The sequence below is a fragment of the Amycolatopsis tucumanensis genome, assembly GCF_021654135.1.
Classification (GTDB): Bacteria; Actinomycetota; Actinomycetes; order Mycobacteriales; family Pseudonocardiaceae; genus Amycolatopsis_E; species Amycolatopsis_E tucumanensis.
This window is the reverse complement of record NZ_JAKGSD010000010.1, coordinates 176,744-199,487: the sequence shown is the minus strand read 5'-3', so window position 1 is coordinate 199,487 and position 22,744 is coordinate 176,744. Positions and strand designations below refer to the sequence as shown.

Below are 22,744 nucleotides of genomic sequence, written 5' to 3'. Positions count from 1 at the left end.
TAAAGATCGGCTGTGGATCGGGGGCGGGGGAGGTCTGGTTGGGGTAGTCGCTTGCTTTTTGTTGCCGGCTTGCGTTTTTTTATTTGTTTTCGGTGTTGTTGTTTCGCTGTGCCCATTTTGGTGCGTGTTCTGGCAGTAGGCCGACCCCGATGACGTAGGCGGGGATTCTCCGGGCCCATGGCACCGCGTTCATCAGTGTCACCAGTGGTTTCGGCGGTCCGTTTCGCCGTCCCTCGATCACGGGCCGGATCACCACCCGGTGCATCAACCGCTGGATGGCCTGCACCACCAGTGTCGGCAGCAGCCTGCGCCGCCGGATTCGTGCCAGGTCCCTCGCCGCCACTCCGCGCCGCAACGGGTCGGCCAGCAACCTGGCCGTCGCGACGGCGTCCTGCACCGCCAGGTTGATCCCCACGCCCCCGATCGGCGACATCGCGTGAGCCGCGTCCCCGATGCACAGCACTCCCTCGCGGTGCCAGCGCGGTAGCAGGTTGAGCCGCACGTCCAGGTGCTTCACGTCGTCCATCGAGGCGATCGCGTCCACCCGGTCGGCCAGCTGGGGCACCACCGCCCGGATCCGGTCGCGGAACGCCTCCACCCCCTCCGCGCGCAACCGGCCGTCCAAGCCCTTCGCCGCGAGGTACGCGATCTGGAAGTACTCCTCTCGCGGAATGACCACCCCGAAGTGTCCATCGCGCATTTCCGGCACCAGGTGCGCCCGTTCGTTCCCCTCCCGGGGCAGCCGGAACCACCACGTGTCGATCGGCACCGGGAACTCCCGCGGCCGCAGCCCGGCCTCCCGCCGCACCACCGACCACCGCCCGTCGCAGCCCACCGTCAGGTCCGCCCGGATCTCACCCGTCGTCCCGTCCGCCGTCCGGTATCGGACGCCCGCCACCCGGCCGGCCTCCCGGACCAGCGACGTCACCTCGGTGTTCATCCGCAGGTGGAACGACGGCTCGGCGCGACCCGCGTCGGCCAGCAGGTCCAGCAGGTCCCACTGCGGGACCATCGCCACGTACGGGTGCGCGATCTTGAGCTTGCGGAAGTCGGCGATCGCGAGCGCGGGCGGTCCCGGCACCGACACGGTGTCCAGCCTGCTCTGCGGCAGCTTCGCGAACCGATCGCCGAGGCCCAGCTCGTCCAGCAGCTGCAGCGTCGACGGATGCACCGTGTCGCCCCGGAAGTCCCGCAGGAAGTCCGCGTGCTTCTCCAGCACGGTCACCTCCACCCCGGCCCGCGCGAGCAGCAGTCCGAGGACCATCCCGGCCGGTCCGCCACCGACGACGACGCAGGTCGTGCGCTCAGCCATCGCCACCACTCCCTTAATTCATCTGTTGTTGAATAAGACCAGCATGGCGCTCTCCGAACGCCTGGTCAAGCGGGATAGGCTGAACGGGTTATGACTGAGACAGTCCGCGCCCGCTTCTGCCCGTCGCCCACCGGAACCCCGCACGTGGGTCTCATCCGCACGGCGTTGTTCAACTGGGCCTTCGCCCGGCACCACGGCGGCAGCCTGGTGTTCCGCATCGAGGACACCGACGCCGCCCGGGACAGCGAGGAGTCCTACCAGCAACTGCTGGAGGCGCTGCGCTGGCTCGGTCTCGACTGGGACGAGGGCCCCGACGCCGGCGGCGAGTACGGCCCGTACCGGCAGAGCGAGCGGCGCGACATCTACGCCGACATCGCGCGCCGCCTGCTGGAGGCAGGCGAGCTGTACGAGGCGTTCTCCACCAACGAGGAGGTCGCCGAGCGCCGCAAGGCCAAGGGGCAGGACCCGCAGCTCGGCTACGACAACTTCGACCGCGACCTCACCGAGGAGCAGCGCGCGGCCTACCGCGCCGAAGGCCGCGCCCCGGTGCTGCGGCTGCGCATGCCGGACGAGGACCTCGCCTGGAACGACCTGGTGCGCGGGGACATCAGCTTCCCCGCGGGCTCGATCCCGGACCCGGTCCTGGTGCGCGCCAACGGCGACCCGCTCTACACGCTGACCAACCCGGTCGACGACGCGCTGATGCGGATCACGCACGTCCTGCGCGGTGAGGACCTGCTCCCGTCGACGCCGCGCCAGATCGCGCTCTACCGGGCGCTGGAGCGGATCGGTGTCGCGGAGTTCACACCGCGGTTCGGCCACCTGCCGTATGTGATGGGCGAGGGCAACCGCAAACTGTCCAAACGGGACCCCCAGTCCAACCTGTTCAACTACCGCGACCGCGGCTTCATCCGCGAGGGCCTGCTGAACTACCTGGCCCTGCTCGGCTGGTCCATCGCCGACGACAGGGACACGTTCACCGTCGACGAGCTGGTCCAGGCGTTCGAGATCTCCAAGGTGAGCGCCAACCCGGCCCGCTTCGACGTCAAGAAGGCCGAGGCGATCAACGGCGTGCACGTCCGTGCCCTCGACGCCGAGGACTTCGTGCAGCGGGTCGTGCCCTACCTCCAGGCGGCCGGGCTGCTGCCCGCCGAACCGTCCGAAGAGCAGCTGGCCAAGTGGCGCACGATCGCGCCACTCGTCCAGGAGCGGGTGACCGTGCTCGGTGACGCGGCGCCGCTCGTGCGGTTCCTGTTCGTGCCCGAGGAGGAATTCGCGCCCGAGGAGGACGCGGCCGCCAAGAACCTCAAGCCGGACGCCGAACCCGTGCTGCGCGCGTCGATCGAGGCGCTGGAGGCGCTGCCGTCGTGGGAGACCGCGGCGATCGAGCAGGCGCTCAAGGACGCCCTGGTCGAGGGCCTCGGCCTCAAGCCGCGCAAGGCTTTCGCCCCGGTTCGCGTCGCCATCACCGGTCGCACGGTGTCGCCGCCGCTGTACGAATCGATGGAGCTGCTCGGCCGGGAAGTTTCACTCGGACGTCTGCGTAACGCTCTGCCCGGCAACGCAGAGTAGAAGCAGTCGCGGTCGAAACGACGCACTGAATCACCTTGTCGGCCGAACCGCTCAGCGTAGTTCTCGCCTAGCCTCGCTGGGTGGATTTTGCGCGTCCCGGCACACCTACCCGCGTCCGTGTCCCCGAGCCCGGTCTGGGGGATCCGGCGGATCCGTGGAGACCGTCCAGCCTGCGGCTGGTGTGCCTGGACATCGACGACACGTTGATCGACTTCACCTCCGCGGGCAAACGCGCGTTGTCGCTGCTGATCGGCCGGGGCGACCTGTGGCCGCTGTGGGAGCGGATCACCGACTGGCACGTCGCCCGCGTCGTCGCCGGTGAGATCGACTACGCGTCCATGCACCACCGGCGCACCCAGTGCTTCCTCGCCGAGATCGGCGTCGTGCTGGAAGCGGAGGACGTGGCCCGGTTCGAGCGCCGCCGCAAGGAGGTGCTGCGCAGCTCGTGGCGCCTCTTCGACGACGTCCTGCCGTGCCTGGAGTGGCTGCGCGCGGCGGACGTCCTCATCGCCGCCGTGACCAACGCCTCCGGCGCCCACCAGCGGGCCAAGCTCGCCGATCTGGGGCTCACCCGCTTCTTCGACCACGTGGCGATCGCCGGTGAGGTCGGGGCGGCCAAGCCCGACCCGGTGATGTTCCACGCCGTGTGCGCGGTCCTCGACTGCGACCCGAGTGAGGCCGCCCACGTGGGCGACAAGCTGCACACCGACGCCGTCGGCGCCCGGGACGCCGGCCTGGAGGGGGTGTGGCTCGACCGGACCGGCGGTGACGCGGAGGTGCCGGAGGGTGTGCACGTCATCGGCGGGCTGGACGAGCTCCCGCAGCTGCTGGTCAGCGAGTTCGCGCGGATCGGCGTGCCCGCCCAGCGCTGAACCCCACCCCCCGGTTACGCACCGCTGACGGGGCTAGGCTATATTTCTTCCCAGCGGAGCTGCTCCGAGTCGCGAATCGGAGTGGCAAACCGTTGGGGTATGGTGTAATTGGCAGCACGACAGATTCTGGCTCTGTTAGTCTAGGTTCGAGTCCTGGTACCCCAGCTGCAAGAGGAAAAACCGCCTCTGGTAAGGTTCCTCTCGCAACAAGGGAAAGAGCGAGTACCTAGCCCCCGTCGTCTAGCGGCCTAGGACGCCGGCCTCTCACGCCGGTAGCGTGGGTTCGAATCCCATCGGGGGTACGTACAGCCAAGGAGCGCCGACTCACCGAGTCGGCGCTCCTTGCTTTGTTGTGGGGTATGGCTTCGATTCTCCTTACCGCTGTGTCGGTGACGTCTGGGACACAGTTGCTCTTGAGTCACACCGCCGGGCACAGGGGCCGGTGAAAACTGGGCGGGCACCTGGCCCCGGCGCCCGCCCAGTGATCGTCCACTCGGGATCGTTCAGATCACGACACCGGGCGTCGCAGGCGCCGGCGCAGTGCCCAGCCGCCGCCGAACAGGCCCAGCACCCCGGCGACACCCGCCGCCACCACCGGCACGGTCACGACCGTCACCGCGGCGTTGGAGGTGTTGTTCGCGGGTACCGGGTCCGGCTGGATGCCGCGCACGGTCGCGGTGTTGCGCATCAGCTCCACCGTGCCGTCCGCGGTCGCGGTCACCGTGATCTGACTGCTCTGCCCCGCGGGCAGCAGCCCGCCGGTGCAGGTCAGGGTCGAACCGGAGATCGCGCAGCCCGGCGTGCTCGACGACACGTTCGTCAGCCCGGCCGGGATCTGGTCGGTGACCGTGTAGCCGGACGAGTCGCCGCGGCCGTTGTTCGTGACGACGAGCAGGTACGTCACCGTCTCGCCCGCGTTCACCTGCGGTGTCGCGGCCTTCGCGATCGCCAGGTCGGCCGGGAGCGGGGTGTTGGTGATGGTGCACGTGATGTCGTCACCGGGTTGCGGGGCCACCGCCTTGCTGGTTCCCGCCCCCGATGGCAGCGCGGTCGTGCTGCCCGTGGTCGCGTTGCGGCACGTCCACGCCTGCGAGTAACTCGCCAGCGAACTGCCCGGGCTCGCGGCCTCGCTCAGGGTGTAGCGGCCGCCGTTGGCGCGTGGCAGCACGGTGAGCGTGCCGGTCGTCGCCGTCGCGGCGGTACCGGTTGTGGCCGAGCCCGACAAGGTCCCCTCCGGCGAGGTCACCCGCAGGTCGAAGGAATCGCCCGGCCGCACCCGCGAAGGCACGGACTTGGTGAGCGTCAGTTTCGAGGTCATCACCGCGAACGCCACCGCTTCACCGCCCCCGGTGCTTTGCAGCGTCTGGGAGAACGAGGTGGCCCCCACCGACTTGACCAGCACCGTGCCCCACGTGCCGTTGGTGCTGTTGGCGCCCGCGCAGCTGACGGTCGTGGTGCCCAGCCCGGTCACGCTGTTCTGGCAGCCGCCCGCACCCGCGCCCGGCGTGAGCCTGGCGAGGAGGTCGATGCGCTGGTTCGACCGCCACGTGATGCCCTCGTTCGCCGCGGTCGCCTCGGCGTCCGCACCGACGAGCGCGTAACCGGTCACCTGCGCGCCCGCCGAGTCACGGACCACGATGTTGCGCAGGGTCACGACGTCCACCCAGACACCCGGTGCCCCGCCGCCGTTGGCCGCCAGCGCCGGCCGCCCGGGGATGCCGCGATAGGCCCGGTTGCCGAGGTAGGCCGGGCCCCACGTGGGCACCGCGGCGGAGCTCAGCGGCCGGAACGCGTTCGAGCCCTGCGGACGGTTGATGACGTTGAAGGTCATCGTGTAGCCGCCGGGCAGCTTCATCGTCATGTTCTGCCCGGCACTCGACCGGGCCTGCGTGTCGTTGTAGTTCGCCATGTTGATCCAGCACAGTGTGGAAGCGCTGGGTCCCCCGGTGCCGTAACCGCACGAGGCGGCCGCTTGCGCACCGGCGCTCGGTGCCGAGACCATCGCGGCCAGTGCCGCCAGCCCGCCCACGGCGAGCAGGCTGCCCAGCCGCGCCAGGCGTCTGCCGATTCGTGACATCGATCCCCTCCTTGGGTTCGCCAGATGTCACTGCTCAGACCGGGCGGTGCCGGAAAACCTCACGTCGTCGTCACACCGGGCTCATCCAAGCGGAGGAGAGCCGCCCGTCCACCGTGGACAAACCGGATGACAGCACCGGCCGGCCCGGCCTAATCTCCGGGCATGGCCGAGATCACTCCCACCCTCCAGGTGTCCCACACGGCCGATCTCGGCGCACCGGCCCTCAGCGCGGCCCGTGAGCTCTTGTACGACGTGTTCGAAGGCGACCTGACCGAACACGACTGGGAGCACGCCCTCGGCGGCGTGCACGCCCTGCTGTGGGAGGGCCCGGAACTGGTGGCCCACGCCTCCGTGGTGCAGCGCAGGATGGTCCACGACGGCCGGGCCTGGCGCACCGGGTACGTGGAGGCCGTGGGAGTTCGCGCGGACCGGCGCAGGCGTGGCTACGGCGGGCTGGTGATGGAGCCGCTGGAGCGTGTGGTGCGCGAGGCCTACGAGGTGGGTGCGCTCAGCGCGTCGGATGAGGCGATCCCGTTCTACCGCTCCCGCGGCTGGACGTGCTGGCGCGGGCCGCTGTCCGTGCTCACGCCGTCCGGGATCACGCCGACGCCCGAGGAAGCGGGCGGGGTGTTCGTGCTCGGCACGTCGCTCGACCCGGACGGGGAGCTGACGTGCGACTGGCGCGACGGGGACGTCTGGTGAGCCGGTGGCGCCGCGGGCGCGGCGCCACCGGGGGTCACGCCAGGTTCGCGTAGACGACGATGTTGTCGGTGTAGCTGTGCTCGGCGTGGTCGAACACGCCGCCGCACGTGATGAGCCGCAGCTGCGGCTCGTCGGTGTTGCCGTAGACCGCGTCCTGCGGGAACTGGTCCTTGGGCACCTGCGTGGTGTGGTCGACCACGAACCGCAGCTGCCGCCCGTCGCTGCGGTCGACGAAGATCTCGTCGCCCGGCCGGACGTCCTTCAGCTTGTAGAAGATGCCCGGCTGGTGGTTGCCGTCGACGTGACCCAGGATGATCGCCGGGCCGACGTCGCCGGGCACGGGGGACAGGCGGTACCAGGCGGCCTGCATCGGCTTGTCGACCGACGGCACCGCGATCTCGCCGTCCTTGTTCACCGCGACCGAGATGAGCGAGGACTCGGCGCCGATCTTCGGGATCCGCACCTGCGTCGGGCGCAGCTTGTCGTAGGGCTTGGTCACCGGGACCGACGTGGTGGGCGCCGCCGCCTGCGTGGGCTGCGGCTCGGAGCCGCAGCCGGTCAGGACGAGGGCGAGCAGAACCGCCGGGGCGGCCGCGAGAACGCGACCGCCCCGGCCGGTGAACGGGTTGCGCATGGCGGTCAGAACCGGGCGGTGCCGCCGGCCCCGGTCTCCACGCCCGCCTTGGGCGCGAACGAGACCTGGGCGTCGCCGCCGTTGCTCTGCTGCCACTCGCCGGCCTCGCCCGAGCCCGGGACCGGAGCCACGCCGCCGCCGGACGCGCCGCCGCCCTGCGGGGCGCCCGCGCAGGTCCAGTCGGCGGTGACGGTGCCGTCGTCGAAGGACTTGCCCTCGTGCAGCTGCACCAGGTAGTCCCAGTACCGGCCGTCCTGCTCCTCCTGGTACGGGCCGTCGAGGATGTCGAAGTCCGGCGACCACACGCCGGTCGGCTGGCCCGCGGCGCAGGCGATGATCAGCACGCCGGTGCCGTCGCCGAGGTCGATGCCATAGGCGGTGTCGTCCTCGTACGGCGGCTCCTCCGGGGCGCTGCTGGAGGTCGACGACGGCTCGCTCGACCCGGTGGTCGTCGTGACGGGCGTCGTCGTGGTGCCCGGGGTGCTGGTGAGGCTCGGCCGGCTGGTCGTGCTGGTGGCCGAGGACGTCGCGCTCGTCGTCTCGGCGGACGAGCTCGGCGCGGACGTCTCCGTGCTCTCCGGCGCGGCCGACGTCGTGGTGGTGACCTCCGGGGTCGTGCTCTCCTCGGCGAGCGCGGCCGGGGCCGTGGTGAGGGTGATCAGCGCACCGCTGATCACGGCCGCCGCGAGGCGGCCCAAGGGCTTACGCAAAGTGACTCCATGGTGTTGCTCGGAACGCGCGGTGACCCCGACCGCCCTCGGCGCGCGCGTCATCACTCTTCTGGCCGAGGGTCTCGCGTGATCTTCCCCGATTCCGGTCACAGGGAGAAACGAAAAGACATGTGACGGAAATTGTCCCGGAAATGTGTAACGCGGACGCCCTAATCGACGATCGCGAATCAACGCGTTACATCAAGGGACGATAACAGCGGTCCGCGGCCGTGACCAGGCCGGTCCGGCGCGAAAATTTCCCACGCGATCGGCGCCGGCAGCGGATCGCCAGGTGGAGGCGGTCACGGAGCGTGGCCCCTGGCCCGGCGGGAAAGCCCTTTCGGTCGATGTCGTGAACCGTTCACCGGTGCCAGCATGGAGAGATCCCGATCTTGAGCCGTTGTGAGGGGCGGCTCACAGCGGTCTTGGTCTCGTTTCAGTGCCAATTCGGGTACGGGCGAGGCACAGTGGGTATTGCGATTGTGCTTGCCGAGGTGGCAGAGGAAGGGGGATTAGACCGTGACCGGACCAATCGGGCGTTTCTGGCGGCGCCTGCACATCGGTCGCAACCCGTTGGCCAGAACGTCCGACCGGGTCGAGGCTGCGCTCCTGTTGGTGGTGGTGCTGGGGCTGCTCGTCGCGGTTCCGCTGGCGTTGTTCACCGGGTCCCGGACTTACGGAGGTCAGCTGGCGGTTTCCGAAGAGCAGCGCGCTTCACGGCACCTCGTGACCGCGACGCTGCTCGAGGACGCGCCGGCGCCGGTGCCGGCGACCGAGGGCGCGTTCTCGACCGGCAGCACGGCCGGGGTGCACGCGACGTGGACCTACAACGGCGGGGAGCCGAAGACGGGCATCGTGGCGGCCGACCCCGGCGCGACGGCCGGGTCGACGGTGCCGGTGTGGATCAACGACGCCGGTGACCCGGCGCCCGCGCCGATCAGCTCGACCGACGCGGCCACGACCGGCGTGCTGGCGGGGATCTTCGCCTGGCTCGTGGCGGCGCTCGTGCTGACCGTGGCGTACTGGATCACGCGCTTCGTGCTGGACCGCAGGCGCGCCGCGAGGTGGGAAGCCGAATGGGCCACGCTCGGCGACCGCTGGGCACGTTCCTGACTGTTCTTACTGGGGGCCTCTCACTGGGGTTCTGACACGCCGCTCGCGGGCATCCGACGAGGATGCCCCCTGCGGCGCTCCTCCGCTGCGGCGGACACCACCGGGGTGACGGCTGCTGTCTTCGGCGCACGCCGCGGGGGTTGAGCGCTGCCGCCTTTGGTGCGTTCTCCGGTTCGTTGGTGCGAACCGCACGGCCGCTCGTGTTGCCGACCGCTGTTTCAGCGCACGCCACGGGGCCGGAGTCGGATGCTGATCGCTGCTGGCGCACTCCGCTCCAGCGGACACCACCGGGGTCGAGCGCTGCCGCCGTTGCCGGACTGGTGCGCACCCGCAGGGTGTCTTCCGGATCGTTTTCTGGCGCTGCTGTTGTCAGCGCACGCCGCGGGGCCGGAACTGGATGCTGATCCTCGGCCCGATAGGGCGGCTCGTCTTCGGGATGGCGTGCTCCCACGTCCGCTGGCACGAGCCGCCCATCACGATGAGGTCGCCGGGGCCCAGGAGTTGCCGCACGGTCGCCCCGCCGCCGCGCGGCCGCAGCAGCAAGCTCCGCGGCGCGCCGACCGACACGATCGCCACCATGGTGTCCTCCCGCGAACCCCGGCCGATCGTGTCGCCGTGCCACGCCACGCTGTCCCGGCCGTCGCGGTAGAAGCACAGCCCCGCCGTGCGGAACGGCTCGCCGAGCTCGTCCGCGTAGTGCCGGCTCAACGCGGCCCGCGCGTCGTCCAGCACCGGGTCCGGCAGGCGCTCGTCCTCGCCGTAGAAGCACAACAGCCGCGGCACGTCGACCACCCGGTCGTACATCCGCCGCCGCTCCGCGTGCCACGGCACGTCCGCCGCCAGGCGCTCGAACAGCACGTCCGCGCCCGACAACCACCCCGGCCGCAGATCGATCCACGCGCCGTCGCCAAGTTCCGTGCGCCGCGTCTCGGTCAGGGACCCGAGCGAACATTCCTCGGCCTGACCGAACAGCGAACCCTGCAGCCCTGCGGTCATGACCCGAGGCTACCTCAAATCGAACGTGTGTTCTACCCGGCGCCGGATCGCCGAACACCGGCCGGACCGGCCGGGACTACAGCCGCTCCTGCAACGCCTCCGCCGCCGCGAGCAGATCCGCCGCCCAGCGCGCGCCCGGCTTGCGCCCTATCCGTTCCACCGGACCGGAAACCGACACGGCCGCGATCACGTTGCCCGCGGAATCCCGCACCGGGGCGGAAACACTCGCCACGCCCGGCTCCCGCTCGGCCACGCTCTGCGCCCACCCGCGGCGGCGCACCTCCAGCAGCGTCCGTTCCCCGAACACCGCGTCCGCCAAGATGGTGCGCTGCGTGTGCGGATCGGACCACGCGGCAAGCACCTTCGCGCCGGAGCCGGCCGTCATCGACAGCCGCGTCCCGATCGGGACCGTGTCGCGCAGCCCGCTCATCGGTTCCGCGGTCGCCACGCACACGCGCTGCACCCCGTCGCGCCGGTACAACTGGACGCTCTCCCCGGTGATGTCCCGCAGCTTCGGCAGCACCGAACTCGCCGCGTCCAGCAACGGATCCTCGGTGCCGCCCGCGAGTTCGGCGAGCGCGGATCCCGGGCGCCAGCGGCCGTCCGGCCCGCGCCGCAGGAGCCGGTGCACCTCGAGGCCGACGGCGAGGCGGTGCGCGGTCGCGCGCGGCAGCCCGGTCCGGGTGCACAGTTCCGCGAGCCCGCACGGATCTTCGGCGACGGCCTGCAGCACGGCGACGGCCTTGTCCAGAACGCCGATACCGCTCTGCTGGTCAGAAGAGCTATGCTGTCCCACGACGCGATACTAGCTTCCCGGGATTTGGGAAGTCCAGAATCTGGGAAAATCGAACCCGAGGTCGCTGACGTTCCCGCGACGGTCCTCAGGTTCCTTTGCTCCCAATCAACCTCGTGGGAGGAGCACAGATGACCACCACGCGGCCGCGGACACTGGCCGAGAAGGTGTGGGAGGCGCACACCGTGCGCCGCGGTGAAGGAGCGGAGCCCGACCTGCTCTACATCGACCTGCACCTGGTGCACGAAGTCACCAGCCCGCAGGCGTTCGACGGTCTCCGGCTGGCCGGCCGCAAGGTGCGGCGCCCGGACCTGACCATCGCGACCGAGGACCACAACGTCCCGACCGTCGACATCGAACTCCCCATCGCCGACCCGGTGTCCCGCACCCAGGTCGAGACGCTTCGGAAGAACTGCAAGGAGTTCGGCGTCCGGCTGCACCCGATGGGCGACGCCGAGCAGGGCATCGTGCACGTCATCGGCCCGCAGCTGGGCCTGACCCAGCCCGGGATGACGGTCGTCTGCGGTGACAGTCACACCTCCACCCACGGCGCGTTCGGCGCGATGGCCTTCGGCATCGGCACCTCCGAGGTCGAGCACGTGCTGGCCACCCAGACCCTGCCGCTGCGGCCGTTCAAGACGATGGCCATCAACGTCGACGGCAGGCTCCGGCCGGGCGTCACGGCGAAGGACGTCATCCTCGCCGTCATCGCCAAGATCGGCACCGGCGGCGGCCAGGGCTACGTCCTGGAGTACCGGGGCAGCGCGATCGAGGCGCTGTCGATGGAAGCCCGCATGACGATCTGCAACATGTCGATCGAAGCCGGCGCCCGCGCCGGGATGATCGCCCCGGACGAGACCACCTTCGCCTACCTGAAGGGCCGCCCGCACGCCCCGCAGGGCGCCGACTGGGACGCCGCGGTGGAGAACTGGAAGTCGCTGCGCACCGACGAGGGCGCGGTGTTCGACGCCGAGGTCCACCTCGACGCCGACTCCCTGACCCCGTTCGTGACCTGGGGCACCAACCCCGGCCAGGGCCTGCCGCTGAGCGAGTCGGTGCCGGACCCGGAGCAGATCGCGGACGAGACCGAGCGGTTCGCCGCCGAGAAGGCCCTGTCCTATATGGACCTCAAGCCGGGCACCCCGCTGCGGGAGATCAAGGTCGACACCGTCTTCCTCGGCTCGTGCACCAACGGCCGGATCGAGGACCTGCGGGCCGCCGCGGACGTGCTCCAGGGCCGCAAGGTGGCCGAGGGCGTCCGGATGCTCGTCGTGCCCGGCTCGATGCGGGTGCGCCAGGCCGCCGAGGCCGAGGGACTGGACAAGGTCTTCCTCGACGCCGGCGCGGAGTGGCGCCAGGCGGGCTGCTCGATGTGCCTGGGCATGAACCCGGACCAGCTGGCCCCCGGCGAGCGCAGCGCGTCCACCTCCAACCGCAACTTCGAGGGCAGGCAGGGCAAGGGTGGCCGCACCCACCTCGTCTCGCCGCTCGTCGCGGCCGCCACGGCCGTCCGCGGCACGCTGTCCAGCCCCGAAGACCTGAACTGAAGGAGCCCCCACCACCATGGAGCCGTTCAAGACGCACACCGGCATCGGAGTGCCCCTGCGCAGGTCCAACGTGGACACTGACCAGATCATCCCGGCCGTCTACCTCAAGCGGGTCAGCCGCACCGGTTTCGAGGACGGCCTGTTCGCCGCCTGGCGGACCGACGAGTCGTTCATCCTGAACCAGGAGCCGTTCAAGGCCGGCAGCGTGCTCGTCGCCGGTCCGGACTTCGGCACCGGGTCCTCGCGCGAACACGCTGTCTGGGCATTGATGAACTACGGCTTCCGGGTCGTCATCTCCTCCCGCTTCGCCGACATCTTCCGGGGCAACTCCGGGAAGCAGGGTCTGGTGGCCGCCCAGTGCGAGCAGTCGGACGTCGAGCAGCTGTGGAAGATCCTCGAGAACGACCCCGGCACGGAGGTCACGGTCGACCTCGAGGCGAAGACCGTGCGGGCCAAGGACTTCCAGACGACCTTCGCGATCGACGACTACACCCGCTGGCGGCTGCTGGAGGGGCTGGATGACATCGCTCTCACCCTGCGACACGCCGACGAGATCGACCGGTTCGAGTCGCAGCGTCCCAGCTGGAAGCCGGTGACCACCCCGGTGGCGGCCGGATAACACGAATTCCCTGCTCAGCAAGGGATTCGCACCCGGTCCGAGGCCGGGAACACCACGCCGAACGGCGCGCGGAAGGGCCCGAGAGGGTCGCTCAGGAGGCGGAAACCACGCCCCGCCTGCAGAAAAATTCCGCGCGCCGTTTGGAATTTTGGGCGAGTTGGTAATACCGTGTGCGTGAAGTCGGCCGATGTGGCCGTGTGACACGTAGTTCTTCATGGAGGACTGGAATGGCCAACAAGGCCCAGCTGATCGAGGCGCTCTCCGAGCGTCTGGGCGACAAGAAGGTTGCTTCCCAGGCGGTCGACAACCTGGTGGACATCATCATTCGCACCGTGCAGAAGGGCGAGAAGGTCAACATCACCGGTTTCGGTGTGTTCGAGAAGCGTGCCCGCGCGGCCCGCACCGCTCGCAACCCGCGCACCGGTGAGACGGTCAAGGTGAAGAAGACCAACGTTCCGGCCTTCCGCGCCGGCACGACCTTCAAGGACGTCATCAGCGGTGCCAAGAAGCTGCCGAAGGCCACGGCGGCGAAGCGCACGACGACTTCGACCCGCAGCGCTGCCGCTTCGACCCGCAGCACCGGCACCACCGCGTCGCGCTCGACGAGCTCGCGGGCCACCACCGCGAAGGCGACCACCACGCGTCCCACCGCGACCCGCAGCACCAGCACGCGCAGCCGCGCCGCGGCCGCCACCAAGACGGCGGCCCCGAAGGCCACGGCTTCGAAGACCACGGCGGCGAAGTCCACCGCGGCCAAGAAGACCACCGCCACCAAGGCGGCCCCGAAGGCCACCGCGGCGAAGACCACTGCCGCGAAGAAGACCACCACGACCCGGAAGAAGAAGTAAGCGCCGTAGCGATTGCTTCTCGGCAGGGCCCCCGCGGTTGTCCGCGGGGGCCCTGCCGCGTTTCGGGCCCCGAACCCGAGCTGGGTGGTCATCCCGTCGCCTGACACCGGCACGATCACCTTGGGCCAGGGCCGCAACCTCTGTGCTCACCGCAGGCCGGACATGCCAACCTTGCGGCCCTGGCTCAAGGTGATATGCACAAACCGGAAGGCGACGGGATGACCACCCAGCCACCCACCCAAGGTGACACGAGGGGCTCTTCTGTCATCCCGGAGCCTGCCCGTCCGGCGAGGACATCCGGGGAGTCCGCCCTGCGGGCGGTGCGCCCTGCGGGCGGGAGGCGCCTGACGGCGCGAGGAAGGTCGCCTTGGGTGCCGACCTCCCCCGCCCCCGATTCCTGATTGTGTGTCGGTCGCCGAGCAGCGGCGTCAAGGCGGGAAAGAGTACCTTGACCCCGCTGATCGGCGACCAAAAGCAGGCTGTGGATCGGGGGCGGGGGGAGGTCTGGGGCTTGGTCGGTCCGCTTGCGTTGCCGGCTTGCGTTGGAGGGGTGGGGGAGGGCCGGGGTGTGGTCGGGCCCCTTGCGTTGCCGGCTTCCGTTGGCGAGGTGCGGGATGGCCTGGCGCGTTGGTCTGCCCGCGCTGCCGGCTTTCTGTCCGGCATGCTGCAACCACCGTCGCAGGCGGACTGAGCTACACCTGGCTCGTGGCGGGGGTTGGCAGCGCTGTGGGCAGGTAGTCCGCCGCCACGAGCTGGGGGCCGCCGTTGCCTGGCGCGGCCCGGAACGAGAGCACCCACACCGAGCCCTTCTTGCTCGGCACCTTCTCACCCTCATCCACCGGCAGGCGCAAGCCGTCGCGGGCCGCCAACCTCGTCACCAGGTCCGGGATCACCCCGCCCTGGCTGCACACCACGGGCGTCCCGCCGACGGACACCAGCGCCAGCAGCCTGGCGAGCCCGGCGTCCCGGTCGTCCCAGTAGTGTTCCTCCGCCATCAGGTCCTCGTGCTCCACCGGAACACCGAGGTCGTCCGCCAGGCCGCGCACCGTCTGCTCGCACCGCAATCGGGGAGCGGCCACCACCCTGTCCGGACCGAACAGCGGCAACAACGCCCGCAGCGCGGCCGCCTGCCGGATGCCGCTCGGGGACAGCGGGCGCAGGTCGTCGTCACCGCGCCACTCGTCCCGTTTCCCGGCCTTCGCGTGCCGCACCAGCAACAGCGTGGTCAACCCCGCCGGCAATGCTTCGAAATCCTCGAGCACCGACCGGTCACTGTCGTACGACAGCAAGCCGGCCGCCTCCGCGGGCGTGAGCCACCGAAGCTCGTCGACCTCCTCGTTGGGCTCGAAAGCCCCCGAAACAGCCGCCGCGCTGTAGTAGTCCACCGACTTCGGCCCGGCCGCCACCGAGTACCGCACCGTCCGCAGGTGCCGCCCCAGGCGGGCCCGGAAACCGGTCTCCTCGGCGATCTCCCGCACCGCCGCGGCGGGCAGGGTCTCCCCGCTGTCCAGCTTCCCCTTCGGCAGCGACCAGTCGTCGTACCGGGGACGGTGCGCGACGGCCACCTCGACCCCGCCCGGACCGGTCCGCCACAGCACCGCACCCGCGGCGCGGACACGAACAGAACTCACCCGTTGGCCCCGTGCTTCTTCAACAACTCGTTCTGGTGGTCGCGGACCTGCGTGGTGTCCGCGGGCGACGGCTGCCACTCCCCGCTGTCGGTGAGCACCCAGCACCGCGTCGCCGGGTCCAGCGCCGAATCGAGGATGTCGTCCAGCTGCCTGGTCAGCCGCGCGTCCTTGACCTGCACCATCGCCTCGATCCGGCGGTCCAGGTTGCGGTGCATCATGTCCGCGCTGCCGATCCAGTAGGTGCGCCCGGCGAGGAAATGGAAGATGCGGGAATGCTCCAGGAACCGCCCGAGAATGGACCGGACGGAAATGTTCTCGGACAGTCCGGGCACGCCGGGTTTCAGGGCGCAAATACCCCGCACCACGATCTCCACCGGAACCCCTTCGGCGGAGGCCCGGTAGAGCGCGTCGATGATTTGCTCGTCGACGAGCGAGTTGCACTTGATGCGGATACCGGCTTCCGCGCCGGCGTGCTTGTGCTCGATCTCCTCATCGACGAGGCGCAGGATGCCGCGCCGGATCCCGGCCGGCGAGGTGAGGATGTTGCGGTAGGTGTCCTGCCGCGAATACCCGGTCAGCACGTTGAACAGGTCGGTGATGTCCGCGCCGATGTCCGGGTCCGCGGTCAGCAGGCCGACGTCCTCGTAAAGCCGCGCCGTCTTCGGGTTGTAGTTGCCGGTGCCGATGTGGCAGTAGCGGCGGATGGTCGAGCCCTCCTGGCGCACCACCATCGCGACCTTGCAGTGCGTCTTCAGCCCGACGAGCCCGTAGACCACGTGCACCCCGGCCCGCTCCAGGGTGCGGGCCCAGGTGATGTTGGCCTCCTCGTCGAAGCGGGCCTTGATCTCCACCAGCGCCACGACCTGCTTGCCGGCCTCGGCGGCGTCGATGAGCGCGTTCACGATGGGGGAGTCACCGGAGGTGCGGTACAGGGTCTGCTTGATGGCCAGCACCTTGTCGTCCCGGGCGGCCTGCTCGATGAACCGCTGCACGCTCGTGGAGAACGAGTCGTACGGGTGGTGCACGAGCACGTCGCCCTCGCGCAGGGTCGCGAAAACGCTCTTCGGCGTCTCGTGCTCACCGAACGCCGGGTGCGTGGCCGGGACGAAAGGGCGGTCCTTCAGTTCCTTGCGGTCCAAACTGGAAAGCTGCATCAGGCACGTGAGGTCCAGCAGCCCGGGCACCTCGACCACGTCGTGCGGGTCGACCTCCAGCTCCCGCAGCAGCAGGTCGAGCACGTGCTCGCTCATGTCGTTGGCGACCTCGAGCCGCACCGGCGGGCCGAACCGGCGCTGCGCCAGCTCCCGCTCCAGCGCCTGCAACAGGTCCTCGTCGCGGTCCTCGTCCACGTCCACGTCGGCGTTGCGGGTCACCCGGAAAACGTGGTGCTCGGTGACCTCCATGCCGGTGAACAGCTCACCGAGGTGCGCGGCGATCAGCTCCTCCAGCGGCAGGAACGTCGCGACGCGGCTCTCCCGCTGCTGCTCGACGCGGATCAGGCGCGGCACGTTGTTCGGCACCTTGACCCTGGCGAACCGCTCGGTGCCCAGGTCCGGGTCCCGCACCGTCACGGCGAGGTTCAGCGACAGCCCGGAGATGTAGGGGAACGGGTGCGCCGGGTCGACCGCCAGCGGCGTCAGCACCGGGAAGATCTGCTCGGTGAAGTAGTCCGACAGCCGCGCCTGGTCCGCCTGCTCCAGGTCCGCCCAGCACACGATCTGGATGTCGTGCTTGGCCAGCTCCGGGCGGACGTGCTCCTCGAACGCGGCGGTGTGCCGCTCCACCAGGTCCTGGTTGCGCTTGGCGATGTAGGCCAGCTGCTCGCGCGGGGTGAGCCCGTCGGCGCTGCGCACCGGCAGCCCGGTCTCGTCGCGGCGCTTCAGCCCGGCCACCCGCACCATGTAGAACTCGTCCAGATTGGACGCGAAGATGGCGAGGAACTTGGCCCGCTCCAGCAGCGGTTGGGACGCGTCCTCGGCCAGGGCCAGCACCCGGGCGTTGAAGTCCTGCCACGACAGCTCGCGGTTGAAGTACCGGTCGTCGGGCAGGGACGCGGGCGGCAGGTCCGACGACGGGGTCACCGCCGGCGGCGCGGACGGGATGGCGCGGAATCTCGTGGGCGCGGCGGTCTCGCCGGACGCCGGTTGGGTCGTTGCCGGGGGGTTGGTCTCGTCGCTGCTCACTCTCGCATTGTTCCTTACTTCGGGCCTGGCTGCCGATACTCCGAGTGAGAGATTGAGCAGTTCACCCGTGCTCCGCAGGACCACCCGGAGCAGTTCGCCCAGCGGCCGGGTGATGTTCACGCCACCTCCCGTGAGCAGAGCACGGCCCGCGTCCGGTCGCCGACGCCCAGGCGGCAGGCCTCCGCGAGGTCCGCCGGGGTGTCCACGTCCCGGCGCAGGGTCGGCAGGTCCAGCTCCAGCGGCACCGCGCCGGACCCGGCGTGCGCCGCGGCCGAACCGGCGCCGAACCGCGGGTCGAGCGGCCCGCCCGGTTCAGACAGCAACAACGTCGTGCCGGTGCCGTCCGCGTCCGCGACGAACACCCTCCTGCCCTCCGCGGCGGCGAGCGCGGCGGCCAGTTCCGCGGGACGCAAAGCGGGCAGATCGGCTTGAATCGCCCCGACCACGGCGTCCGGGTCCCGCTGCCGGAGCAAGGCCTCGCCCTGCCGCAGCGCGGAGTTCAGGTCGCCGTCGCCGCGCTCGCCGACGACCTCCACCCCGGGGCGTCGCAGACCGGACACGGCGGCCGGATCCGCGGCGACCACCAGCAGGCGGACGCCGGCGTCGGTCGCCGCGGCCAGGGTGTCCCAGGCCAGGGCCAGTACGAGCGCGGCGTGGTCGCGTTCGTCCACCGCGCCACGCAGGCGGGACTTGCCTGCCCGCGGCGGCTTCAGCGGGACGATCAGGCCGGAGATTTCGACGGGTACGGGCACACTCCCATCTTTCCGCAATCGTGCACCTAGGATCAGCTACCGGCAGCACACACCACAGCAGGAGGAGTCTTGGCCGGTCGTGAGAAGGGCGGGTTCTGGGTCGGAGCCGCCGCCGTGCTGTTCTACCCGGTGAGCTGGATCGGCAGGCGGGTCTACACCGGCGCCGAGCGCATCCCGCGGGAAGGTCCGGCGCTGGTGGTCATGAACCACGTCTCGCACATGGACCCCGCCGTCGACGCGGTGTTCATCCACCGCCAGAAGCGCGTGCCGCGGTTCCTGGCCAAGGACAGCCTCGCCCGCACCCCGATCTTCGGGAAGATCCTGGTCGGCGCCGGCAGCATCCCGGTCTACCGCGGGTCGGCGCAGGCCGGCGACAGCCTCCGCGCCGCGCACCAGGCGCTGCAGGAGGGCAAGGTCGTCGTCATCTACCCCGAGGGCACCATCACCAAGGACCCGAACGGCTGGCCGAAGCGGTCGCACACCGGGGTCGCGCGGCTGGCGCTCGACAACGACGTCCCGGTGATCCCGGTGGCGCGCTGGGGCACCCAGCAGATCCTGGACTTCTACCACAAGAAGGTGCGGCTGCTGCCGCGCACGACCGTGACGCACGCGGTGGGCGAACCGGTCGACCTGTCCGCCTACCGCGGCAAGCCGCAGACCGGCCCGGTGCTGCGGGAGGTGACGGAACTGCTCATGGAGCGGGTCACCGAGCTGCTGGCCGACGTCCGCGGTGAGCAGCCGCCCGCCCGCAAACCCGAGGCGGCGGACTGACGATGGTGCAGCGCATCACCGTGCTCGGCGCGGGTTCGTGGGGCACCGCGTTCGCGAAGGTGCTCGCCGACGCGGGCCGGGACGTGACGATGTGGGCCCGGCGGGCGGAAGTCGCCGGGGAGATCCGGGAGCGGCACGCCAACAGCGGGTACCTCCCGGGCATCGAACTGCCCGCGAACCTGACGGCGACGCACGACCCGGCCGAGGCGCTGGCGGGCGCGGAGGCGGTCGTGCTGGCCGTGCCCAGCCAGAGCCTGCGCGCGAACCTGTCCGGCTGGCGGGAACTCCTGCCGCGCGGCGCGATCCTCGTCAGCCTCGCCAAGGGCGTCGAACTCGGCACGCTCAAGCGGATGAGCGAGGTGATCGCCGAGATCAGCGGTGTCTCCGGCGACGAGATCGTGGTGGTGTCCGGCCCGAACCTGGCGCGGGAGATCGCGCAGGGGCAGCCGGCGGGCGCGGTGCTCGCGTGCGCCGACCACGACCGCGCTGTCGCTATCCAGCAGGCCAGCTTCAACTCCTACTTCCGGCCCTACACCAACACCGACGTGGTGGGCTGCGAGGTCGGCGGCGCGGCGAAGAACGTCATCGCGCTGAGCTGCGGCATGGCGGTCGGCATGGGGCTGGGGGCCAACACCACGGCCACGCTCATCACCCGCGGGCTCGCGGAGATGGCGCGGCTGGGCACGAAGCTGGGCGCGGACCCGCTGACGTTCGCCGGGCTCGCCGGGGTCGGCGACCTCGTGGCGACCTGTTCGTCCCCGCTGTCCCGCAACCGCACGTTCGGGGAGCGGCTCGGCCGCGGCGAGACGCTGGAGCAGGCGCAGGCCGCGGCGGGCGGGCAGGTCGCCGAGGGCGTGATGTCCTGCACGTCCATCCGCGAGCTGGCCCACAAGCACGGTGTGGACATGCCGATCACGGACGCGATGCACCGCGTGTGCCACGAGGGGGCGGACCCCCGCCAGGTGGGCGCCGAGCTGCTCGGCCGCCGCCAGAAGCACGAGTGGTCCTAGTAGGTGGAACGGAGTTGACGCCCGCCCGGCCTGCTGGTTGGGTGGGCGCCATGACGACGCGTGGCCTGATGACCCGGCGGGATCTCCGCTGTGGCGCCGCGCTGTGTCCTTGTTGTTGTCGCTGACCCAGCCCAGCCTGCCCGACAACCACCTTCTTCTTTCAAGGACACCTCTTTTCATGTTCGCCGTTCCGGACAACACCGTTGCCCTGACCGAGAAGCCCGTCCTGCGCCACCCGGTGCGGGTCGCGCTCGAGTTCGCCGCCGACCGCGACCGCTGGCGGCACCTGCTGCGCTACGACCCGGACGAGCGGTTCTCAGCGCTCGTCGAAGCGCGCGACGACGAGGAGATCTGGCTGATGGGCTGGCTGCCCGGCCAGCACACCGACCTGCACGACCACGGGCACTCGACGGGCGCGTTCACCGTCGTCGGCGGCCGTCTCACCGAGACCGTCGCGCGGCGCGGGGTGACCGAGGTGCACGCGTTGTCGGCGGGGCAGTCGCGGGTCTTCGGGCCGGGATACGTGCACCAGGTGCGCAACGACGGCCCGGACCCGGCGATCAGCATCCACGTCTACCGCAGCGGTGGCCGGGTCATGCGGTCCTACCACCTCGACCCGGTCACCGGACCGGTCCGCGACTGACCTCCTCGCCCGTTCGGGAAAGGTTCCCGGGGAGTTCGCCGCATCCGGGCGGAACCTCACGATCGCTGCGGTAGCCTGCGCGTTGATCACCGGATACACGCGCAGGGGAGCAGGATGCAGCCGAATCTGAGGCCGGGGGAGGACTTCCAGCACTTGCTCGAACAGCAGGTGCGGGAGATGCAGCAGAAGGCCGCGGCGCTGCAGGACGCGCTCGGCGAGGCGTCGGCGACGGTGCGGTCGAAGGACGGTTCGGTGACCGTGACGATCGCGCCGAACGGTGCGCTGCAAAGCCTCGAACTCGGGCACCGCGCCTGCGATCTCGGCCCGGCGCGGCTCACCGCCGCGATCATGCAGGCCGTGCGGGAAGGTCAGCGGCAGGCCGCGCGCGCCGTGTCCGACTCGTTCACCGCGATCGCGGGCGACGGCGAGTCCGCCGAGGTGATCAGGAGTTTCCTGCCGCCGGTCGAGGACGAGCCGGAGGACTTCGCCGAGCCCGAGGCGGAAGCGGCACCGCCGCCTCCGCCGCCGGTTCCGCCGGTGTCTCCGGTGCAGCAGCGTCCCGCGCCGCGGCGGCCGCGCCCGGCGTCCCCGGCGGATGACGACGACGAGATGAGGCCGTGGTGAGCGGTTCCGGTTTCGAGGTCGATTCGGCTCCGCTGGTGTCGTTCGGCCAGCACCTCGACCAGTTGACGGAGAACCTGAAGGGCACCGCCGGGGTGGTCGGCGGGTGCGTCGGCGACATCGGCATCTTCGGGATGGTCGGGCAGATCTTCGGCGCCGGCGTCACGTTGTGGTGCGGCAAGGCCGAAGACCAGCTCAACAAGTACTCGGGCACGATCAGCGAGTTCGCCGACAACGTGCGCGAGGCCGCGAAGGCCTACGACGCGCACGACTCCGAGACGGCCGCCGGACTGCTGGGGTTCAAGGCATGAGCGAGTACAAGCCCGGGGACGTCGGCCTGCACATGGCCGAGAAGTGGCAGACCGGCGCCGGGTTCTTCGACGCCGCGGTCAGCCTGAACGAGGCCGTCAAGGAGAACGACAAGGTCGCGATCGGCATCGGCTCGGCCGGTCTCGCGCTGGAGACGCTGGGTCTCGCGCTCGACCCGATCGGCAGCCTGCTGACCGCCGGGATCGGCTGGCTGATCGAGCACATCTCCGTGCTGCGGTGGCCGCTGGACATCATGTGGGGCGACCCCGAGGGCATCGCGGCGGCCGAGGAAGCGGTCAAGGCCGAGAAGGAAAAGCTCGAGCAGTGGGCGCAGGAGCACCAGACCAAGCTCGCGACGCTGATGGAGAGCTGGTCTGGTGAGGGCGCCGACCAGTTCCGCAAGAGCATGGAAGCGGTGACCGACCAGCTCAACGCGATCGGCGGTTACCTGGAGAACGCCGGGAAGTCGATGAAGGTCGCGGGCGGTCTGGTGGGCGCCTTCCGCGGCATCGCGCGCGACCTGATCGCCATGCTGCTCGCGACGATCATCAAGGGGGCGCTGATCGCGGCGGCGCTGGCGCCGGTGACGTTCGGCGCGTCGATCGCGATCTTCATCGGCACGACGATCGGCATGGTGGCCACCGCGCTGGGCAAGATCGGCGCGAAGATCGCCGAGCTGACCAGGAAGCTGGTGGATCTGGGCGCGTCGCTGAGCAAGCTCGGCAAGGCCGGTGACGACCTCGCGGGCGCCAAGCCGCCGTCGGTGAAGCCCGGTTCGAGCGGGCCGGCGCCGGCGAACACCGGTGCGCCGGTGTCGAATGGGCCGAAGCTGAACGACCCGCCGCCCGCTCCGGCGGCGGGGCCGAAGCCTGCGGATGCTGCTCCGGTGTCGGGTGGGCCGAAGTTGAATGATCCGCCGGCGGCTCCGGTTGTGGGGCCGAAGCCTGCGGATGCTGCGGCGGTGTCGACTGGGCCGAAGTTGAATGATCCGCCGGCGGCTCCGGTTGTGGGGCCGAAGCCTGCGGATGT

At 70.5% G+C, this 22,744-nt stretch carries 22 protein-coding genes and 2 tRNA genes; 15 read left to right on the top strand and 9 right to left on the bottom strand.

The window, feature by feature from the left end; genetic code table 11:
• Nucleotides 1–79: 79 nt before the first annotated feature.
• Nucleotides 80–1,312, bottom strand: a complete 1,233-nt coding sequence (locus tag L2C96_RS13705; RefSeq protein WP_237336398.1) for an FAD-dependent oxidoreductase — start codon at nt 1,310–1,312, stop codon at nt 80–82.
• A gap of 90 nt (nt 1,313–1,402) precedes the next feature.
• On the opposite strand from L2C96_RS13705, the gene gltX reads away from it, so the two are divergent.
• The 4 genes from gltX (at nt 1,403) to L2C96_RS13685 (ending at nt 4,058) form a co-directional block, all read left to right on the top strand.
• Nucleotides 1,403–2,884, top strand: a complete 1,482-nt coding sequence (gltX, locus tag L2C96_RS13700; protein WP_237336397.1) for a glutamate--tRNA ligase — start codon at nt 1,403–1,405, stop codon at nt 2,882–2,884.
• A 179-nt stretch (nt 2,885–3,063) separates the two neighbouring features.
• Nucleotides 3,064–3,756, top strand: a complete 693-nt coding sequence (locus tag L2C96_RS13695; protein WP_020421972.1) for an HAD family hydrolase — start codon at nt 3,064–3,066, stop codon at nt 3,754–3,756.
• A gap of 93 nt (nt 3,757–3,849) precedes the next feature.
• Nucleotides 3,850–3,921: transfer RNA gene (locus L2C96_RS13690), tRNA-Gln, on the top strand.
• Nucleotides 3,922–3,985: 64 nt separating this feature from the next.
• A tRNA-Glu gene (locus L2C96_RS13685) sits at nt 3,986–4,058 on the top strand.
• A gap of 206 nt (nt 4,059–4,264) precedes the next feature.
• Here L2C96_RS13685 and L2C96_RS13680 read toward each other — a convergent pair.
• On the bottom strand, nt 4,265–5,833 hold the full coding sequence (locus tag L2C96_RS13680; protein WP_237336396.1) for a DUF11 domain-containing protein: 1,569 nt from the start codon (nt 5,831–5,833) through the stop codon (nt 4,265–4,267).
• Between the two features lie 162 nt (nt 5,834–5,995).
• Here L2C96_RS13680 and L2C96_RS13675 point away from each other — a divergent pair, with 162 nt between their 5' ends.
• A complete protein-coding gene (locus tag L2C96_RS13675) occupies nt 5,996–6,535 on the top strand; it encodes a GNAT family N-acetyltransferase (protein WP_237336395.1) in 540 nt (179 codons plus the stop codon).
• A 34-nt stretch (nt 6,536–6,569) separates the two neighbouring features.
• On the opposite strand, the gene L2C96_RS13670 is transcribed toward L2C96_RS13675, so the two are convergent.
• Nucleotides 6,570–7,169, bottom strand: a complete 600-nt coding sequence (locus L2C96_RS13670) for a class F sortase (RefSeq protein ID WP_020421975.1) — start codon at nt 7,167–7,169, stop codon at nt 6,570–6,572.
• Nucleotides 7,170–7,174: 5 nt separating this feature from the next.
• Nucleotides 7,175–7,879, bottom strand: coding sequence for a hypothetical protein (locus tag L2C96_RS13665; protein WP_237336394.1), 705 nt, complete (start codon nt 7,877–7,879; stop codon nt 7,175–7,177).
• 519 nt (nt 7,880–8,398) lie between these two features.
• Between L2C96_RS13665 and L2C96_RS13660 the strand changes: the two genes are divergently transcribed.
• On the top strand, nt 8,399–8,992 hold the full coding sequence (locus L2C96_RS13660) for an Rv1733c family protein (protein ID WP_237336393.1): 594 nt from the start codon (nt 8,399–8,401) through the stop codon (nt 8,990–8,992).
• 369 nt (nt 8,993–9,361) lie between these two features.
• Here the strand turns inward: L2C96_RS13660 and L2C96_RS13655 are convergent, their stop codons facing one another.
• A complete protein-coding gene (locus L2C96_RS13655) occupies nt 9,362–9,988 on the bottom strand; it encodes an alpha-ketoglutarate-dependent dioxygenase AlkB (RefSeq protein ID WP_237336392.1) in 627 nt (208 codons plus the stop codon).
• A 76-nt stretch (nt 9,989–10,064) separates the two neighbouring features.
• Entirely contained in the window at nt 10,065–10,784 is a 720-nt protein-coding gene (locus tag L2C96_RS13650) for an IclR family transcriptional regulator (RefSeq protein ID WP_237336391.1), read from the bottom strand.
• Nucleotides 10,785–10,912: 128 nt separating this feature from the next.
• Between L2C96_RS13650 and leuC the strand changes: the two genes are divergently transcribed.
• The 3 genes from leuC to L2C96_RS13635 all read left to right on the top strand — a co-directional run bounded on the left by leuC (nt 10,913) and on the right by L2C96_RS13635 (nt 13,795).
• Nucleotides 10,913–12,328 carry a 3-isopropylmalate dehydratase large subunit gene (gene leuC / locus L2C96_RS13645; RefSeq protein ID WP_020421979.1) on the top strand — a complete coding sequence of 472 codons (1,416 nt, stop codon included), beginning with the start codon at nt 10,913–10,915 and terminating at the stop codon, nt 12,326–12,328.
• A gap of 16 nt (nt 12,329–12,344) precedes the next feature.
• A complete protein-coding gene (gene leuD, locus L2C96_RS13640; RefSeq protein ID WP_017987479.1) occupies nt 12,345–12,947 on the top strand; it encodes a 3-isopropylmalate dehydratase small subunit in 603 nt (200 codons plus the stop codon).
• 227 nt (nt 12,948–13,174) lie between these two features.
• Nucleotides 13,175–13,795, top strand: a complete 621-nt coding sequence (locus L2C96_RS13635; protein WP_020421980.1) for an HU family DNA-binding protein — start codon at nt 13,175–13,177, stop codon at nt 13,793–13,795.
• A 692-nt stretch (nt 13,796–14,487) separates the two neighbouring features.
• Here the strand turns inward: L2C96_RS13635 and L2C96_RS13630 are convergent.
• The 3 genes from L2C96_RS13630 to cofC all read right to left on the bottom strand — a co-directional run bounded on the left by L2C96_RS13630 (nt 14,488) and on the right by cofC (nt 18,361).
• Nucleotides 14,488–15,426 carry an NUDIX hydrolase gene (locus tag L2C96_RS13630; RefSeq protein WP_308191149.1) on the bottom strand — a complete coding sequence of 313 codons (939 nt, stop codon included), beginning with the start codon at nt 15,424–15,426 and terminating at the stop codon, nt 14,488–14,490.
• Nucleotides 15,423–17,609 (bottom strand): RNA degradosome polyphosphate kinase, encoded by a 2,187-nt coding sequence (locus tag L2C96_RS13625; RefSeq protein ID WP_020421982.1) that lies wholly within the window; start codon nt 17,607–17,609, stop codon nt 15,423–15,425. Before L2C96_RS13625 ends, L2C96_RS13630 begins: the two co-directional genes overlap by 4 nt.
• Nucleotides 17,610–17,725: 116 nt before the next feature.
• Nucleotides 17,726–18,361: a 2-phospho-L-lactate guanylyltransferase gene (cofC, locus tag L2C96_RS13620; protein ID WP_020421983.1), complete on the bottom strand. Its 636-nt coding sequence runs from the start codon at nt 18,359–18,361 to the stop codon at nt 17,726–17,728.
• Nucleotides 18,362–18,430: 69 nt separating this feature from the next.
• Between cofC and L2C96_RS13615 the strand changes: the two genes are divergently transcribed.
• From L2C96_RS13615 to L2C96_RS13590, 6 genes are all read left to right on the top strand, one after another.
• Nucleotides 18,431–19,132 (top strand): lysophospholipid acyltransferase family protein, encoded by a 702-nt coding sequence (locus tag L2C96_RS13615; RefSeq protein ID WP_020421984.1) that lies wholly within the window; start codon nt 18,431–18,433, stop codon nt 19,130–19,132.
• A 2-nt stretch (nt 19,133–19,134) separates the two neighbouring features.
• Nucleotides 19,135–20,142, top strand: a complete 1,008-nt coding sequence (locus L2C96_RS13610; RefSeq protein ID WP_020421985.1) for an NAD(P)H-dependent glycerol-3-phosphate dehydrogenase — start codon at nt 19,135–19,137, stop codon at nt 20,140–20,142.
• A 178-nt stretch (nt 20,143–20,320) separates the two neighbouring features.
• On the top strand, nt 20,321–20,785 hold the full coding sequence (locus L2C96_RS13605; RefSeq protein ID WP_237336390.1) for a cysteine dioxygenase: 465 nt from the start codon (nt 20,321–20,323) through the stop codon (nt 20,783–20,785).
• Nucleotides 20,786–20,899: 114 nt separating this feature from the next.
• Complete coding sequence (locus tag L2C96_RS13600) at nt 20,900–21,409, top strand: YbaB/EbfC family nucleoid-associated protein (protein ID WP_020421987.1); 510 nt, start codon at nt 20,900–20,902, stop codon at nt 21,407–21,409.
• Nucleotides 21,406–21,717: a type VII secretion target gene (locus tag L2C96_RS13595; RefSeq protein WP_308191148.1), complete on the top strand. Its 312-nt coding sequence runs from the start codon at nt 21,406–21,408 to the stop codon at nt 21,715–21,717. The genes L2C96_RS13600 and L2C96_RS13595 overlap by 4 nt, the downstream gene beginning before the upstream one ends.
• Nucleotides 21,714–22,744 (top strand): WXG100 family type VII secretion target (locus tag L2C96_RS13590; protein WP_504903389.1); only part of this gene is annotated, 1,031 nt, incomplete at its 3' end. The genes L2C96_RS13595 and L2C96_RS13590, both read left to right, overlap by 4 nt.